This is a genomic window from Limnohabitans sp. (assembly GCF_030158565.1).
Taxonomy (GTDB): domain Bacteria; phylum Pseudomonadota; class Gammaproteobacteria; order Burkholderiales; family Burkholderiaceae_C; genus Limnohabitans_A.
Genome location: NZ_JAOASQ010000033.1, coordinates 25685 through 42285, shown reverse-complemented (window position 1 = coordinate 42285; position 16601 = coordinate 25685). Strand labels below are relative to the sequence as shown.

At 60.7% G+C, this 16601-nt stretch carries 15 protein-coding genes; 5 read left to right on the top strand and 10 right to left on the bottom strand.

Features of this window, described 5'->3' with window-relative positions; all coding sequences use genetic code 11:
- Positions 1-198: 198 nt before the first annotated feature.
- Both Q1W40_RS07100 and Q1W40_RS07095 read left to right on the top strand, forming a co-directional pair.
- Positions 199-975, top strand: a complete 777-nt coding sequence (locus tag Q1W40_RS07100) for a ferredoxin--NADP reductase (protein ID WP_300710399.1) — start codon at positions 199-201, stop codon at positions 973-975.
- Positions 976-1068: 93 nt separating this feature from the next.
- Positions 1069-1569 carry a disulfide bond formation protein B gene (locus Q1W40_RS07095; protein ID WP_300710397.1) on the top strand — a complete coding sequence of 167 codons (501 nt, stop codon included), beginning with the start codon at positions 1069-1071 and terminating at the stop codon, positions 1567-1569.
- A 238-nt stretch (positions 1570-1807) separates the two neighbouring features.
- On the opposite strand, the gene argA is transcribed toward Q1W40_RS07095, so the two are convergent.
- Genes argA through Q1W40_RS07080 form a run of 3 tightly spaced genes read right to left on the bottom strand, consistent with a single transcriptional unit; the run spans position 1808 to position 3867 of the window.
- Entirely contained in the window at positions 1808-3154 is a 1347-nt protein-coding gene (gene argA / locus Q1W40_RS07090; protein WP_300710395.1) for an amino-acid N-acetyltransferase, read from the bottom strand.
- Between the two features lie 12 nt (positions 3155-3166).
- Positions 3167-3604 carry a TA system VapC family ribonuclease toxin gene (locus Q1W40_RS07085; RefSeq protein ID WP_300710393.1) on the bottom strand — a complete coding sequence of 146 codons (438 nt, stop codon included), beginning with the start codon at positions 3602-3604 and terminating at the stop codon, positions 3167-3169.
- Complete coding sequence (locus Q1W40_RS07080) at positions 3601-3867, bottom strand: DUF6364 family protein (RefSeq protein WP_300710391.1); 267 nt, start codon at positions 3865-3867, stop codon at positions 3601-3603. Before Q1W40_RS07080 ends, Q1W40_RS07085 begins: the two co-directional genes overlap by 4 nt.
- Positions 3868-3939: 72 nt before the next feature.
- Here Q1W40_RS07080 and hrpA point away from each other — a divergent pair, with 72 nt between their 5' ends.
- Positions 3940-8061, top strand: coding sequence for an ATP-dependent RNA helicase HrpA (gene hrpA, locus Q1W40_RS07075; protein ID WP_300710389.1), 4122 nt, complete (start codon positions 3940-3942; stop codon positions 8059-8061).
- A gap of 10 nt (positions 8062-8071) precedes the next feature.
- Here the strand turns inward: hrpA and Q1W40_RS07070 are convergent, their stop codons facing one another.
- From Q1W40_RS07070 to Q1W40_RS07060, 3 genes are all read right to left on the bottom strand, one after another.
- A complete protein-coding gene (locus Q1W40_RS07070; RefSeq protein WP_300710387.1) occupies positions 8072-8638 on the bottom strand; it encodes a type I restriction-modification system subunit M N-terminal domain-containing protein in 567 nt (188 codons plus the stop codon).
- An 85-nt stretch (positions 8639-8723) separates the two neighbouring features.
- Complete coding sequence (locus tag Q1W40_RS07065; protein WP_300710385.1) at positions 8724-9029, bottom strand: addiction module antidote protein; 306 nt, start codon at positions 9027-9029, stop codon at positions 8724-8726.
- A gap of 6 nt (positions 9030-9035) precedes the next feature.
- Positions 9036-9332 carry a type II toxin-antitoxin system RelE/ParE family toxin gene (locus Q1W40_RS07060; RefSeq protein WP_300710383.1) on the bottom strand — a complete coding sequence of 99 codons (297 nt, stop codon included), beginning with the start codon at positions 9330-9332 and terminating at the stop codon, positions 9036-9038.
- A gap of 248 nt (positions 9333-9580) precedes the next feature.
- Between Q1W40_RS07060 and Q1W40_RS07055 the strand changes: the two genes are divergently transcribed.
- Positions 9581-11791: an OsmC domain/YcaO domain-containing protein gene (locus Q1W40_RS07055; RefSeq protein WP_300710381.1), complete on the top strand. Its 2211-nt coding sequence runs from the start codon at positions 9581-9583 to the stop codon at positions 11789-11791.
- Positions 11792-11913: 122 nt separating this feature from the next.
- Here Q1W40_RS07055 and Q1W40_RS07050 read toward each other — a convergent pair whose 3' ends face one another.
- The 4 genes from Q1W40_RS07050 to Q1W40_RS07035 form a co-directional block, all read right to left on the bottom strand.
- On the bottom strand, positions 11914-12393 hold the full coding sequence (locus Q1W40_RS07050) for a hypothetical protein (RefSeq protein WP_300710379.1): 480 nt from the start codon (positions 12391-12393) through the stop codon (positions 11914-11916).
- Complete coding sequence (locus Q1W40_RS07045) at positions 12390-13001, bottom strand: DUF4377 domain-containing protein (RefSeq protein ID WP_300710377.1); 612 nt, start codon at positions 12999-13001, stop codon at positions 12390-12392. Before Q1W40_RS07045 ends, Q1W40_RS07050 begins: the two co-directional genes overlap by 4 nt.
- Positions 13002-13085: 84 nt before the next feature.
- The gene (locus Q1W40_RS07040) at positions 13086-13778 is read right to left on the bottom strand and encodes a GntR family transcriptional regulator (RefSeq protein WP_300710375.1); all 693 of its coding nucleotides are present in this window, start codon (positions 13776-13778) and stop codon (positions 13086-13088) included.
- Between the two features lie 54 nt (positions 13779-13832).
- Entirely contained in the window at positions 13833-15404 is a 1572-nt protein-coding gene (locus Q1W40_RS07035; protein WP_300710373.1) for an AMP-binding protein, read from the bottom strand.
- Positions 15405-15581: 177 nt separating this feature from the next.
- On the opposite strand from Q1W40_RS07035, the gene Q1W40_RS07030 reads away from it, so the two are divergent.
- Complete coding sequence (locus Q1W40_RS07030) at positions 15582-16595, top strand: TRAP transporter substrate-binding protein (RefSeq protein WP_300710371.1); 1014 nt, start codon at positions 15582-15584, stop codon at positions 16593-16595.
- Positions 16596-16601: the final 6 nt, after the last annotated feature.

Genomic DNA, 16601 nt, shown 5'->3' with positions numbered 1-16601 from the left:
GATCTATCTTAAGAAGCTCTGGTTATACGGATATAAAATTTCAGTATTTCCAGTTGTAAGCGGTTCGGGGGAAAATACGGCCTGTTTTGCGACAGGATCGGCTTTTCTCGCGGTCTTTCAAGGCCCAACTGTAGCAAGCTTTCAGCTCCCCTTTGTGGCCATGGGACTCTGGTTCCGGCCCCCAACCCAAAAGATTTCATGAGTGCATTTCTCGAAGAACGCGTTCTGAGCGTTCACCACTGGACCGACCGACTGTTCAGCTTCACCACCACGCGTGACCAGGCCCTGCGTTTTTCGAATGGCCACTTCACCATGATCGGCCTGCGCCAGGACAACGGCAAACCGCTGCTGCGCGCTTACTCGATTGCCAGCGCCAACTACGAAGAGCACCTCGAATTTTTGAGCATCAAGGTGCCCGACGGCCCGCTGACCTCCAAACTGCAGCACATCCAGGTGGGCGACACCATCGTTGTTGGCCGCAAGCCCACCGGCACCTTGTTGTGCGACTACCTCTTGCCTGGCAAAAACCTGTACCTGATGTCCACCGGCACGGGCTTGGCCCCCTTCATGAGCATCATCCGTGACCCTGAGACCTATGAGCGGTTCGAAAAAGTCATCCTGGTGCACGGCGTGCGCCAGGTCAATGAGCTGGCCTACCACGACTACATCACCCAAGAGCTGCCGGCCAACGAGTTCTTGGGCGAGATGGTGACGAACCAGCTGCTGTACTACCCCACCGTGACCCGCGAGCCCTACAAAAACCAGGGCCGCGTGACGGACCTGATCGAAAACGGCAAACTGTTCGCGGACTTGGGCATGCCCAAACTCAACCCCGAAACCGACCGCGTCATGATCTGCGGCTCCCCAGGCATGCTCAAGGACCTCAAGCGCATCTGCGAAGAGCATGGCCTGGCCGAAGGCAACACCAGCACCCCTGGCGCCTTTGTGATCGAACGGGCATTTGCCGACGCCTGATATTCAGGCGAGATCAAACGGCTTTGTGACCTGCGTCACGACCAGCCCAGCACAACGGGAGCACAATGCTCCCGTTTCCATTTGCAAAGCCCCATGAAACTGTTTTCCATCACCTTAAACCGCTGGATGGCGCTGATTGCACTGTCGTGCATCGGCATGCTGGCGTTTGGCTTGTACTTGCAACACGTGGTGGGCCTGAACCCTTGCCCCATGTGCATCGTGCAGCGCTACGCCCTGATCGGGGTGATGCTCATCGCATTGATTGGCTCGCGTTTGCGCAAACCCGGCGCGGTGGCTGTGTTCGGCGTGTTGCTGGCGCTGAAAGCCGGTTTTGGCGCTTTTGTGGCCGCCCGCCAAAGCTGGCTGCAGTGGTACCCGCCTGAGATCGTCACCTGCGGTCGTGACTTCTACGGCATGGTCGAAAATTTCCCGATCAACCGCGCCATCCCCATGATCTTCAAGGGCAGCGGTGATTGCACCAAGGTCGACTGGACCTTCCTCGGCGGCTCGATCGCCAACTGGTCATTCCTGGCTTTTGTCGGATTTGCGTTGATGGGCTTGCTGATCGCTGTGCAGGCTTGGCGCAGCCGCTGATTCAACGGGTGAGGGGTGTTGGCGCAGATGGACCCCGGGTCAAGCCCGGGGTGACAGGGTGGCTAGCTTGCTGGGGTTACTCGGGTTGCTGGAGTTCCAGGGGGCAGGGTTGGATGGGGTGACAGGGTTGGATGGGGTGACAGGGTTGGATGGGGTGACAGGGTAGACGGGCTGAAAAGCTGTCATACCGGACTTGATCCGGTATCCATGTCTGAGCAGGCACGCCGCCTGACCCACATCACAGCTTCTTGACCAGCACCAGGCTCTTGCGGTCCCAGTTGTATTTGCGTTTGCGAGCTTCGGGCAGCCAGTCGGGGTCGACCTGCACAAAACCGCGTTTGATGAACCAGTGCATGGTGCGCGTGGTCAGCACAAAAATGCTTTTCAGGCCCATGGCGCGGGCGCGTTGCTCCACACGTTTGAGCACCTTCTCGCCGTCGCCCTGGCCTTGCGATTGGGGTGACACGGTCAGCGCCGCCATCTCGGCGGTTTTGGCTTCGGGGTAGGGGTAGAGCGCTGCGCAGGCAAAGATCACGCCGTCGTGGTCGATGATGGTGTAGTGGTCAATGTCGCGCTCGATCTCGGTGCGGTCGCGCTTGACCAGCGTGCCGTCTTTCTCAAACGGCTCGATCAATTGCAAGATGCCACCCACATCGTCGGAAGTGGCTTCCCGCAGTTCTTCGAGCTTCTCGTCCACGATCATCGTGCCGATGCCGTCGTGCACATACACCTCCAAGAGCAAAGCGCCATCCACCGCAAAGGGCAAGATGTGGCTGCGCTCCACGCCTTCTTCGCACGCCTTCACGCAGTGCTGCAGATAAAACGCCAAGTCGGTCGGCTGCGTCGGGTTGGGCGACTCGGCCAGCAGTTTCTTGGCTGCGGCCAGTGGCAGCTCGGTGTCGATCGGGTTGTCGTCGCTGGCCGGCTCGTTCGGGTGGATGCGAATGCCCGGAATCTCGGTCACAAAAATCAGTTTGTCGGCCTGCAGTTCGGCCGCCACGCTGGTGGCCACTTCTTCCATGGTCAGGTTGAAGGCCTCGCCCGTGGGCGAAAAGCCAAAGGGCGAGAGCAGCACCATCGCGCCCATGTCCAGCGTGCGCATGATGCCGTCCACGTCCACCTTGCGCACCAGACCCGAGTGCTGAAAGTCCACCCCGTCCACAATGCCCACCGGCCGCGCCGTGATGAAGTTGCCCGAAATCACGCGCACCGTGGAGCCCGCCATGGGCGTGTTGGGCAAGCCCTGGCTGAAGGCCGCTTCGATCTCATAACGCAATTGGCCCGCCGCCTCTTGGGCGCAGTCGAGTGCCACGCTGTCGGTGATGCGCATGCCGTGCGAATACTTGGGGGTGTGGCCCTTGGCGGCCAGTTGCTCGTTCACCTGGGGTCGAAAGCCATGCACCAGCACCACCTTGACGCCCATGCTCTGGATCAGCGCCAAGTCTTGCGCAATATGGCCCAGCTTGCCTGCGGCAATGGCCTCGCCCGCGATGCCCACCACAAAGGTCTTGCCCCGGTGCATGTGGATGTAGGGCGCCACCGACCGGAACCAGGGCACGAAGGTGAAGTTGAAGACTGTGGACATGGGCTTGAGGTGTCAGGGCTTGAGCAAAAGAAGTTGGTCTGCGGGAAGCAGACGCGAAAAATCGCGGTCGAATGTGCAGAGTGTCTCACCGGATTGCATCACCGTTGCGGCGATCCAAGCATCGGTGATCAAGTTGCCTGTGGCTTGTTGTGCCAGGCACACTTGCCGCAAATTGGGCCAGGTGGCACCCTGCGGCTGAAATTGCACGCCTGGGCAGCTGAGCAGGCTGTCGATGAAGTCGCTCACATCCTGCAAAGGATCGGTTTCCCGAAAGATTTTGGGGTTGGTGCTGATGCGTAAAAAGCCAGTCACCACGGTGCCCAGCAGGATCAGGCTGTTGCGTCCATTGGCAGCTTGGAGCATGGCTTCATCTAGCCAAGCTCGTGCAGGCAAGTGGTGAGGGTGGTCAAGCCGGAAAGCGGCCACCAACACATTCACATCTGGCGTCATGACAGGTTTTTCAGGTCCATGCCCGCGTCCATCGCGTCGTACAGGGATCGGTTGCTGCTGGGGTCAATGCCCGGCCGCAGGCCGCCACGGGCTTTGGAGACGGGTAATTTGGGAATCACAATCGGAGCCAATGGCATATCTTGTCGCACATAAGCAGACAGCATTTCGCGCACCTTGGCGCTCAGCGAGGTGCCTTCTTGAATGGCTTTGATGCGGGCTTGTTTGACGAGGTTTTCGTCGAGGGAAATGGTCAGGTTGGTCATCCAAACCTCCAAGTTGAAAGTTCACGTAAACCAGTGTAGCACGTGAACACGTGTCGTGGGATAATCCAGCCCGTGACCGAGTCTGCAAACCCCACCCCCCTCCAAATCGACTTCCCCGAAGGCCTGCCGGTCTCTGCCCGCCGTGACGAAATCATGGCCGCCATGGACCAGCACCAGGTCATCATCGTCTGCGGCGAGACCGGCTCGGGCAAGACCACGCAGCTGCCCAAGATTGCGCTGATGCTGGGGCGCGGGCGGCTGAATGCCAAGCCCGGCGAGCGAGGGCGGTTGATTGGCCACACCCAGCCCCGGCGCATTGCGGCCAGCTCGGTGGCCAAGCGCATTGCCGAAGAATTGAAGACGCCGCTCGGCGAAGTGGTGGGTTTCAAGGTGCGGTTTCAAGACCGTTTGAGCAAAAACGCGTCCGTCAAGCTTATGACCGATGGCATCTTGCTGGCCGAAACCCAGACCGACCCGCTGCTGCAAGCGTATGACACCATCATCATCGACGAGGCACACGAACGCAGCCTGAACATCGACTTCTTGCTGGGCTACCTGCGCCAGATCCTGCCGCGCAGGCCAGACCTCAAGATCGTCGTCACCTCGGCCACCATTGATGCCGACCGCTTTGCCAAGCACTTTGCCTCGCGCAACGGACCGGCGCCGGTCATCATGGTCTCGGGCCGCACCTTCCCGGTGGAGCAGCGCTACCGCCCGTTTGAAGAGTCGCGTGACTACGGCCTGAACGAGGCCATGGCCGATGCGGTGGACGAACTCTGGCAGGGCGGGGCAGGGGGCGACATCCTGATTTTTTTGCCGGGCGAGCGCGAGATCCGCGAAGCCGCCGACCACCTGCGCAAACATCTGGCGCACCAGCCGCTCACGCGCAACGCCGAGGTGCTGCCGCTGTTTGCCCGCCTGTCGCAGGCCGAGCAGGACCGGATTTTTGAAGCGTCCAACGGCCGCCGCATCGTGCTGGCCACCAACGTGGCCGAAACTTCATTGACGGTGCCCGGCATCCGTTATGTGATCGACGCGGGCACGGCGCGGGTCAAGCGCTACAGCCTGCGCAGCAAGGTCGAGCAGCTGATGGTCGAGCCCATCAGCCAGGCGGCAGCCAACCAGCGTGCGGGTCGTTGCGGCCGCGTGGCCAACGGCATTTGCATTCGCCTGTACGACGACAAAGACTTTGCGGGCCGCCCGCGCTTCACCGACCCTGAAATCTTGCGCTCGTCTTTGGCGGGTGTGATCTTGCGCATGAAGAGCCTGCACCTGGGTGTGGTGGAAGACTTCCCGTTCATCGAAGCACCGTCCAAACGCGCCATCACCGACGGCTATCAGTTGCTGGCCGAGCTGGGCGCGGTGGATGATGACAACGAGCTGACCCCCATTGGCAAAGAGCTGGCCCGCCTGCCGCTGGACCCCCGCGTCGGCCGCATGATTTTGGAAGCGCGTGGCCGCGAAGCACTGGACGAAGTGCTGGTGATCGCCAGCGCCATGAGTGTGCAAGACGTGCGCGACCGCCCCATGGACGCGCAAGCCCAGGCTGACCAACAACACGCCAAGTTTGACGACGACAAGAGCGAATTCACCGGCTACCTGAAGCTGTGGAAATGGATTCACGATGCCCGTGGCGGCGAACCCCATGCCCGTGTATCCGTCATTGCGAGCGAAGCGCGGCAATCCAGTGGTATTCAGACTGGATCGCCACCTCGCTCCGCTCCTCGCGATGACGGGGGCCGCACCAACCCGTCCACCCACAAACTCAGCAACCGCCAATACGAGCAACTGCTGCGTCAGAACTTCATCAACGTGCGCCGGGTGCGCGAGTGGCGCGACACGCACACCCAGCTGCTCACGGTGGTGGCCGAGCACAAGTGGCGCATCAACACGCAGCCCGCGAGCTATGAGCAATTGCACCTGTCCATGCTGGCGGGTCTGCTGGGCAACGTGGGCTACAAGCTCGAAGACGAAGAGGCCTATCTGGGCGCACGCGGCATCAAGTTCCACAAACACCCCGGCGCGCACCTGAGCAAAAAGCCGGGCCGCTGGATCGTGGTGGCTGAGTTGGTGGAAACCACGCGCCTGTTTGGCCGGGGCATTGCCGCCATCGAGCCGCAGTGGTTGGAGCAGGTTGGCGCGCATTTGCTCAAGAAACAACTGCTCGACCCGCATTGGGAAAAGAAGTCTGCCGAAGTCGTGGCGCTGGAGCGGGCCACGCTCTATGGCCTGGTCGTTTACAGCGGCCGCCGCATGCCCTACAGCCGGGTGGACATGCACGGTGCACGCGAGATCTTCATCCGCGAAGCGCTGGTGGGTGACCAGTGGGAAACCAAGCTGCCGTTCCTGGCGGCCAACCACAAGATGATCGCCAAGGTCGAAGAGCTGGAGCACAAGTCGCGCCGCCAAGACGTGCTGGTGGACGACGAGCTGATCTACGCTTTTTACGACCAGCAGATTCCGCCCGAAGTCTGCAGCGGCCGCCTGCTCGAAGAGTGGTATCGGCACGAAAGCGTTAAGCAACCGCGCCTGCTGATGCTGACCCGCGAAGAGCTGATGCGCCACGAAGCCGCAGGCATCACCACGCAGGCTTTCCCCAAGCACATCCGTTTGGGCGGCACCGACTGCCAGGCCACGTACCTGCACCAGCCCGGCGATGCCCGCGACGGCGTGACCGTGACGGTGCCGTTGTTTGTGCTCAACCAGGTGAGCGAAGACCGCTGCGAATGGCTGGTGCCCGGCTTGCTCAAAGACAAAATCCAGGCCCTGCTCAAAAGCCTGCCGCAGCGCCCGCGCAGCCGCTTTGTGCCGCTGCCCGAATCGGCCACGCGGCTGGCCGCCGAGCTGTCGGTGCCCGAGTTGTTTGGTGCCGGGTCGCTGACCGAGGTGCTGCTGAAAAAAGTGCGTGACGAAACCAGCCTGGACGTGAAGCGCACCGACTTCAAACACGACATGCTCAGCCCGCATTTGTTCATGAACCTGCTGGTGGTGGACGAACACGGCCGCCAGCTGGGCATGGGCCGCAACCTGGGCGCGCTCAAAGGCGAGTTGGGAGCCAAAGCACGGGGTGCGTTCCAGGCGCTGGCACAGCTCAAAGTCGCTTCATCGGTCATGCCTGCCTCTGCTGTCATGCCCGCGAACGCGGGCATCCATGACCCCCATGGACACCCGATCAAGTCGGGTGTGACAAAGGGTGAGTCGGGTGTGACAAAGGGTGAGTCGGGTGTGACAAAAGAATCTGTCATACCCGCCGCCAATGTCATACCCGCTTCTTATGTCATACCCGCGAACGCGGGTATCCATGCCCGCACAGGCACAACCCCCGCCAAACAGACCCCCACAGCCCCCCAGCGCTACACCACCTGGACCTTCGGCGAACTCCCCGAGCTGATGGAAATCAGCAAAGGCGGCCAGACCCTGATCGGCTTCCCCGCGCTGGTGGACGTGCAAGACGCCGTGACCATCGAGGTGTTTGACGAGCCCGATGTGGCCGCCACCAAAAACCGCGCTGGCCTGCGCCGCCTGTTTGCGCTGCAGATCAAAGACGCGCTCAAGTACCTTGAGAAAAACATCCCCGACCTGCAAAAAATGGCCGTGGCCTACATGCCGCTGGGCACGGCTGACGAACTCAAAACGCAAATCATCGACGTGGCGCTGGACCGCGCCTTTTTGCTCGACCCGCTGCCTAACGACGAGCCGAGCTTCAAACGCCGCATCGAAGAAGGCCGGGGCCGCCTCACGCTGATTGCGAACGAAGTGGCCCGACTGGCGGGCACCGTCTTGCTGGAGTTTGGCGCGGCCACCCGCAAGATCAAGGACACCAAAAACGCCCCTGACGCCACGGCAGACTGCACCCAACAACTGCAACGCCTGATGCCCAAAAACTTCATGGCCGCCACGCCCTGGCCGCAGCTCCAGCACTGCGCCCGCTACCTCAAGGCCATCACCCTGCGCCTGGACAAATACCGCGCCGACCCCGCCCGCGACGCCCAGCGCCTGACCGAGCTGAAACCGCAAGAGCAACGCTACTGGCGTCTGGTGGCCGAACGCAAAGGCGCCCAAGACGCCCGCATGCTGGAGTTCCGCTGGCTACTGGAAGAGTTGCGCGTGAGCTTCTTCGCGCAAGAGTTGCGCACCCCGCAGCCGGTGAGCATCAAACGGCTGGAGAAGGCTTGGGGGCAGTTGAATCATTGAGGTCTTCAACCTAGTTGCAATTGAAAAGTGCAAGCAACACTTGACCTGCTAGACCGATGCCCATGTTCTTAATCTTCGCTTCGTACAGGTGCGACAGTTCGTGCTTTTGGGCCTGGCTGCCAAAGCGCAGTTCGTCGATGCGGTCGATTACGTCGCGCAGGTTGTAGCCGCTTTGGATTTTGTTGGTGATCTCGCTGAACACTTCACCGATTTTGTATTCGATGGTCTGTGGCCCGCTGGCGCGTTGCTTGAAGCCAGCCAGATACGGAAACAGTTTGGTGTTGACAAAGGCCTTGAGGTCGTCGCCCGTGAGCGCAGCGTTGTGGTCGATCTTGCCGTCAGCACCCTGACCTGACAATTTTGGCGCGGCCCATGCCGACCAGCGGTAGGGCTCGCTCAAGATGAACTGATAGTCACGCCCCTCCAGCACCGCCTCGGTGGCTTTGTCGGCTTCGAGGGCGTCGAGGTACTTTAAAAACAGCAGCCAAGAGGATTGCTCTGTGTAGTCCAGCTCGCTGGTGCACCCCGCGTCTTTGTACAGGATGTCATCGATATTTTTAAAGGTTTGTTCGAACATAGGTTTGCATTTTAGGGGCGTGTTGGGGGCTGCCCGAATGTGAAAAAGGCATCCGAAGATGCCTTGGTGTTGGCTGTGTGGCGGCTCACGCCTGCATGGGCTGCGCCACCAGCTTCACCCCCAGCGCGGTGCAAACACGGGCAATCGTGTCAAAGCGTGGGTGCGAAGTGGGGCGTAGGGCTTTGTAGAGCGCTTCGCGGGTCAGGCCTGAGGCGCGGGCCACTTCGGTCATGCCGCGTGCGCGTGCGATGGTGCCCAGCGCGTGGGTCAGCTCGGCTGGGTCGTTTTCTTCCAGCACCAGCGTCAGGTAGTTGGCCACATCCTCGTCGGTCTTGAGGTATTCGGCCATGTCGAAGTCGGGCAGGTCGGCGGCTTTGATTTTTCGGGTCATGGTCAATCACTCCGTGATGGTTCGGCTCAATGCAATGGCGCGGGCGATGTCGTCTGACTGCGTGGACTTGTCGCCACCGCCCAGCATCACGATCAGCATGCCGTCTCGCTCGACGTAATACATGCGCCAGCCGGGTCCAAAGAACTCGCGCATTTCGCTGACGCCTTCGCCTACAGGAGCCACATCGCCTAGCAAACCGCGCTGGACTTTTTCGAGCCGTCGGGTCAGTCGGATGCGTGTCATGCCGTCCCTGAGGCTGGCCAGCCACTCATCAAACTCGGGCATGCGTTTGATCGTGTACATCGTGATTGTAATCAGTTGTTCACACTTTGGGAGTGTGTTGGAGGCAGCAATGCCTCAAGACTAGCCACATATCGACCATAAAAATAGATTATTAAGTAATAAATTATTATTTTGTGGCGGAGTGCAATTTCAGTAAAAACCGCTGTGGTGCATCACTCAGGCAAACTATCCCCCTTAGTTCACCTTCCCAGCCGCCTATCAATCGATACGTCGGCCGCTGGGACGCCCCAATTGCCCGGAACCACAGCATGGAAATCAAAGTCAATTTTCTCGACAAACTGCGCCTGGAGGCCAAGTTTGACGACTTCACCGTGCTGGCCGATCAGCCCATTCGTTACAAGGGCGATGGCTCTGCGCCGGGGCCGTTTGATTACTTCTTGGCCTCATCGGCTTTGTGTGCGGCTTATTTTGTGAAGCTGTATTGCGAAACGCGCGGCATCTCTACCGAGCACATCCGCCTGTCGCAAAACAACATCGTGGACCCCGACAACCGCTATCTGCAGACCATCAAGATTCAGGTGGAGTTGCCGGCCGACATGTCCGACAAAGACCGCTTGGGCATTTTGCGGTCGATTGACCGGTGCACGGTCAAAAAGGCGATTCAAGCGGGCCCCACTTTCATCGTTGAGGCGGTGGACAACCTCGACGCCGACGCGCAGGCCTTGCTCACCCTGAGCCCCGATGCGCAGTCGCAGACCTTGATTGCGGGCAAGGACTTGCCGCTGGAGCAGACCATCGCCAACATGACGGCGGTCTTGGCCAATTTGGGCATCAAGATCGAGATCGCGTCCTGGCGCAACCTGGTGCCCAATGTGTGGTCGCTGCACATCCGCGACGCGCATTCGCCCATGTGCTTCACCAACGGCAAGGGCTCCACCAAAGAGAGCGCCTTGGCCTCGGCGCTGGGCGAATACATCGAGCGCCTGAACAACAACCATTTTTACGCGGGCGTGTTTTTTGGCGAAGACATCGCGCAGGCCGACTTTGTGCACGACCCGAAGGAGCGCTGGTTCCAGCCCGGCAAGCGCGACGCGCTGCCCAAAGGCTTGTTGGACGCCCATTGCTTGGCCATTTACAACCCCGACGGCGAGCTCAAGGCCTCGCACCTGTTTGACACCAACTCGGGCAACACCGAGCGCGGCATTTGTGCGCTGCCCTATGTGCGCCAGTCCGACGGTGAGGTGGTGTACTTCCCATCCAACCTGGTGGAAAACCTGTTTGTGAGCAACGGCATGAGCGCGGGCAACACGCTGGTAGAAGCGCAGGTGCAGTGCCTGTCCGAGATTTTTGAGCGGGCCGTCAAGCGCGAGATTCTGGAAGGCGAAATGGCCTTGCCCGACGTGCCGCAGGCCGTGCTGGCCAAGTACCCCGGCATCGTGGCGGGCATCGAGGCTTTGGAAGCGCAAGGCTTTCCAGTCTTGGTCAAAGACGCGTCGCTGGGCGGTGTTTACCCCGTGATGTGCGTGACCTTGATGAACCCGCGCACCGGCGGTGTGTTCGCGTCCTTTGGCGCACACCCGCGTATGGAGGTGGCGCTGGAGCGCAGCCTGACCGAGCTGTTGCAGGGCCGCAGTTTTGAGGGCCTGAACGACCTGCCTGCGCCCACCTTCATCAGCAACGCGGTGACCGAGCCCAACAACTTTGTGGAGCACTTCATCGACTCCAGCGGTGTGGTTTCGTGGCGGTTTTTCAGCGCGCAATCGGACTACGAATTTGTGGCGTGGGACTTTGCCGGGGAGGGCGAGGACGCCACCGCGCAAGAGGCCGCCACACTGTTCGGCATTTTGCAGGCCATGGGCAAAGAAGCTTATGTGGCGGTGCACGACCAACTGGGTGCCACCGCCTGCCGCATCTTGGTGCCGGGCTATTCCGAGGTGTACCCAGTGGACGACCTGATCTGGGACAACACCAACAAAGCGCTTTTGTTCCGCGCCGATGTGCTGAACCTGCACAAATTGGACGACGAGGCTTTGGATGCATTGCTCGATCGCTTGGAAAACAACGAGCTGGACGATTACCTCGACATCGCCACGCTGATCGGCATCGAGTTTGACGACAACACGGTGTGGGGCCAGTTGACGGTGATGGAGCTCAAGCTTTTGATCCACCTGGCTTTGCAGCAGCTGGAAGAGGCCCACGAACTGGTGGGTGCTTTCTTGCAATACAACGACAACACGGTGGAGCGCCGCTTGTTTTACCAAGCCTTGAACGTGGTGCTGGAGGTGACGCTGGACGATGACTTGGCCCTGGAAGACTACGTGGTGAACTTCAGGCGCATGTTCGGCGATGAGCGCATGGATGCGGCCATCGGCTCGGTGGACGGCAGCGTGCGCTTTCATGGCCTCACGCCCACCAGCTTGCAGCTGGAAACCTTGGACCGGCATCAGCGCTTGCTCGACAGCTACAAAAAACTGCACGCAGCGCGGGCGCGTGTGGCCGCGAAGCAGGCCTTGGTTTAAACCGGCCAAGCGGGCAGCTGCCGGTCATGGGCGGCTGCCGATGCCTGCCCATGAAAAAAGCACCCGAAGGTGCTTTGGTGTTGGCGGTGGCGCGTCTCAAGCCTGCGATATCGCATTCGCCATCAGTTGTTCACACTTTTCAAGTGAGTGGTTTCCGGTTCCCCATCCGGCCCGAGGAGCACCAGTTCTTCCACGCCTGCGTTTTTGGAAACCACGAATCGGACCTGTCGGTCGTGCTCCGACAAGGGGTTGAGCACATAGACCGTGGCATTGGGGTCGCGGTCGTGGCCGCGTTCGGTATTCAGGTCGCCGATCACGCGTTGGCCATTGGCCAGCATCCGGTAGCCCAAGAGGTCGTCGCGCAGTTGCAGCTCGATGTCTTGGCCATCCAGCTCGCCGATGTAGGTGGGGCCGTTGTAAGTGGTTCGGGGGGAGGTCTGTGTGGACTTGTTGCAGGTGTCCCAGCGTTCTTCGTAGCGCCCGCCATCGTCCAGGCAGCGGTCATTGGCCACAAAGGCCCGGCCCCAGCCCAAATAGAGCGCCACAAAACCGGCGATGGTGCAGACCACCAGCGCCAGCCATGGGGGGATGCGCAAGGTCACCGCACCACCTTCAGCAAGGTGTAGGTGATGCTGGGTGCATCGGCTGGCGCGTTTTCAAGCTTGTCTTTGCGCACGCGCAGGGTGTAGTGTTTGCCGGGCACGTGCGTGAAGCCTGCGATGCTGCCAAACAGGGGCTCCCATCGGGGGGCTGCTTGGCCGGGCTCACGCTCGCGCACCCACTCTCTGACCATGAGGCATTGCATCTCGACCATGCCGGTGCAGCTGCGGCGCTTGGGCGCCACTTCCAGCGTGACGGCGCTGCTCATCCAGGGGCGCACGCATTGGTTCAGCTCTTCGTTCCATTGGAAGCCTGCAGAGGCCTTGCAGCCATGCGCGTCCACATCGCTGCCGGGCATGGGCATGAGGACGGGTTGGGGTGTGGACATGGATACGGCCTTGCATTCGCCTTCAGACAAGAAAGTGGCTTTGGCTGCGTCGAGCATGCAGCGGTTGGGGAAGGTGCGGGGCGCTGGCTCTCCTGCGACCAGGCCGCACACGGGGGCGTATTCGCGGGGGCAGATTTGCGCGAAGGAGGTGCTGGCGGCGAACAAGCTGATGACGGCGAACAAGCTGGCACAGAGTTTTGGGTGGCGCTGAAGTTGTTTCATGAGGGTGTGGGGCCAAGGCTGAGGTTCATGCATGACGCCCGAGAGGTGCATTGGCTCGCGGTGCTGACCGCGGTCACAACAGCTTTAAGCCGCGTCAGTGGTTTTGTCGTCGGGCTTGGCGGCCAGCTCGGTCAGGCGCGACACCATGAAGCGGGAGGCTTGCATCAGGTGTTCGCGGGCCAGCTTTTCGGCCACATCGGGCGTGCCTGCTGCAATGGCGTCCAGGATAGCGGCGTGCTGGTCCCAGATGTCGCGGGGGCTTTGGTCTTGTACCAGGACTTCGCCCATGGCCCGTTGGGTGAAGGTCAGGTGGGCGTCCATGGCCGGGCCAATCAGGGGGTTGCCCGACAGGCCGTAGAGGAACTCGTGGAAGCGGATGTCGGCGGCGATCATTTTGGCGACCGAGCCGCTGGCCACCGCCTTGCGTCCTGCTTCAATCAGCGCGGCGCCTTGTTTGCGAGCTTGGTCGGCTTTTTGTTCCGAGGCCAGCCGGCAGGCCATGCCCTCGATGGCAGCGCGGATCTGATAGACGTGGTGCACATGGTTGGGGTCGATCGGGGTGACGATCAGCCCGCGCCCAGCGGCGTCTTGCAGTACGCCTTGGTTGCGCAGCAGCATCAAAGCTTGCTGAACCGGCTGGCGTGACACGCCCAGCGCCTGGGCGATTTGCTCCTGGATGATGCGTTCACCCGGCTGCAGTTGCCCTGTGGCGATCTCGTTGAGCAGGGCATCACGCACTTGCTCGACAAGGTTGGGAATAGGCGATATGGCTTTCATAGGGGGATAGTCTAGCGCGGCCGGCCATGTGGTCATGGCCGGCCGCGTGCTGGCTCAGGCCAGCGCGGGCGATGCGCTCATCTGGTCTCGCAGGATGCGGTGCAAAATTTTGCCGGTGGCGGTGCGCGGCATGTCGCTGTCGGCCACAAACCGGATTGTCTGAGGCCGCTTGTAGCCGGCCATGCGGCCACGGCACCAGTCGATCAGCTCGGCCTCCGACAGAGTTTGGCCATGGTGCAGCACCACCACCGCATGCACAGCTTCGCCCCATTTGTCATGCTGCAGGCCGATCACGGCCACGTCCTTGATTTTTTCGTGGGTACCCAGGATGCCTTCGACTTCAGAGGGGTAGATGTTTTCTCCGCCGCTGATGATCATGTTGCTCTTGCGGTCCACCAGGTGGATGAAGCCGTCTGCATCGCGCCGGGCCATGTCGCCCACCGAACACCAATCGCCTTGGAAGGCCTCGGCGGTTTTTTCCGGATTTTTCCAGTAGCCATCGAAGACATAAGGGGTGTGCGAGAACAGTTCGCCCACTTCGCCATCGGGTACTTCATGGCCTTGTGCATCGAGCAGGCGAATCGGACCCGAGGCGGCCCACTCGCGGCCCACAGAGCCGAGTCTGGCGATTTGCTCTTGCGGGCGCAGCAGCGTGACCCAGCCAGCCTCTGTTGAGCCATAGAGTTCGTACAGTTTGCCGTTTTTGAAGAAATCCATGATGGCGAGCTTGGTTTCCTTGCGCGCGGGGGCTGACGAAATCATCAGCTTTTCGACGGCGCTCACGTCGTATCGGGCCTTCACGGCCTCGGGCAGGCCCAGCATCATGATGTAGTGCGTGGGCACCAGTGAGGTGAACGTGACGTGCTCGGCGGCCAGCGTGGCCAGCAGCGCTTCGGGGTCGAAGCTGCGGCGGTCGTCGATCACGCAGGTGGCACCCAGGTGCACGAATGTGTGGCTGAAATACAGCGAGTTGGCGTGGCACATGGGCATGACCAGCAAGACCGTGTCTTCGCTGGTGAAGCCCATTTCCAAAGCGGTGGCCAAGGCAATCAGGGTGCTGCCTTCATGGCTGCGCATGGCGCCTTTGGGGCGGCCTGTGGTGCCCGAGGTGTACATGAGTGCGCTCATGTCGCTGGGCAATACGGTGGTGACGGCTGGCTGGTTTTTTTCTTTCGCCTGGGCGATCAGTTGCTCGTAATGCGTCCAGCCGGCGGGCAGGTTGTCACCAAACGCGATCCATGCGCCGGGCTCCAGGCCCAGGGTTTGGCGAAGTGGCTCGACCACCGAGGCCAGCACGTCCTGCACGATGAAGGCGCGTGCTTCGCTGTGCTCTGCGATGTAGGCGATTTCGGGTGCGGTCAGCCTGAAGTTCAGCGGCACAGCCACCAGCCCGGCACGCGCCAGGGCGGCGTACAGCTCCATCCACTCCAGGCAGTTGTAGGCAAGCAGGGCGACGCGATCGCCTTTTTGCAGGCCCAAGGCGCGCAAGCCCTGGGCCAGCTGCTCAGTGCGCTCGTTCCATTGCGCAAACGTCAGGCTGCGGCGCGAGTCGCGGACAGCGAGTTTTTGAGGGCTCAGGCGTGCATGTGTGGCGACGGCATCGCTCAAGGTGTTCAGTCGGTTCATGTCGATCTCCAGAGACATTGAAGGTGTTGAAATGGCTGGATCATAGTATTCTGAATTCAGAATGCACTAGGGAAAATACCGATGTGCTAGAACTCTGAATTCAGAATACTTGAGCCCGCTTTGAAAGCACAACCCTTTCCAGGCGCCTCACCGCGCCGTCATAACCAGGAGACCTCAGTGATACAACGCAGACAATTTCTTCAAGCCGGTGCGGTCGCATCGAGTGCATTTGTGCCGGGCCTGACGCTGGCGCAGGGCAAGGCGCCAGAATTCAAATTCAAGTTGGGTACCGATTTGCCGGTGACCCATTCGGTCAACGTGCGTTTGAAAGAAGCCATCGCAGCCATTCAGGGCGAGACCGGTGGTCGGGTCGCCATCGAGCTGTTCCCCAACAACCAGTTGGGCAGCGATTCGGACATGATGTCCCAGCTGCGCTCGGGTGCGCTGGAGATGGCCACTTTCCCCGGCACCGTGATGTCCACTTTGATTCCCACCACGGCTTTGACGGGTGCGGGCTTTCTGTTTTCGGGCTATGACAAAGTCTGGGCCGCCATGGACGGTGCGGTGGGCAACCACATCCGCGCAGCCATTGAGAAAACCAACCTGGTGCCGTTCAACACGGTCTGGGACAACGGCTTCCGCCAGATCACGACCAGCACACGCCCGATCCGCACGCCTGAGGACCTGAAGAACTTCAAGATCCGTGTGCCGGTGGTGCCGCTGTGGGTGTCGATGTTCAGGACGCTGGGCGCCGCACCCGTCAGCTTGCCTTTGTCCGAGGCTTATCAGGCTTTGCAGACCAAGGTGGCCGATGGCCAGGAAAATCCGCTGGCCCTGATCGATACAGCCAAGTTCTTCGAAGTGCAGAAGTACTGCTCGCTGACCAACCATTCGTGGGACGGCTTCTGGTTCGTGGCCAACAAGACGATCTGGCAAGGTGTGCCTGTCGATGTGCAGCAAATCATTTCGCGCCACATCAACGCGGCAGCGCGCCGCCAACGTGACGACATCGCACGCGCCAACCTCGATCTGCAAAAGCAGCTCGAAGCCAAAGGCCTGGTGTTCAACACCGTGGACACCACCGCGTTCCGCAAGACGCTCCAAAACGCAGGTTTCTATGCGCAGGTGAAAGAAAAGTTCGGTGCCGATGCGTGGGCGCTGTTGCAGCCCTTCGTCGGCCAAAACGTCTGAGGTGAA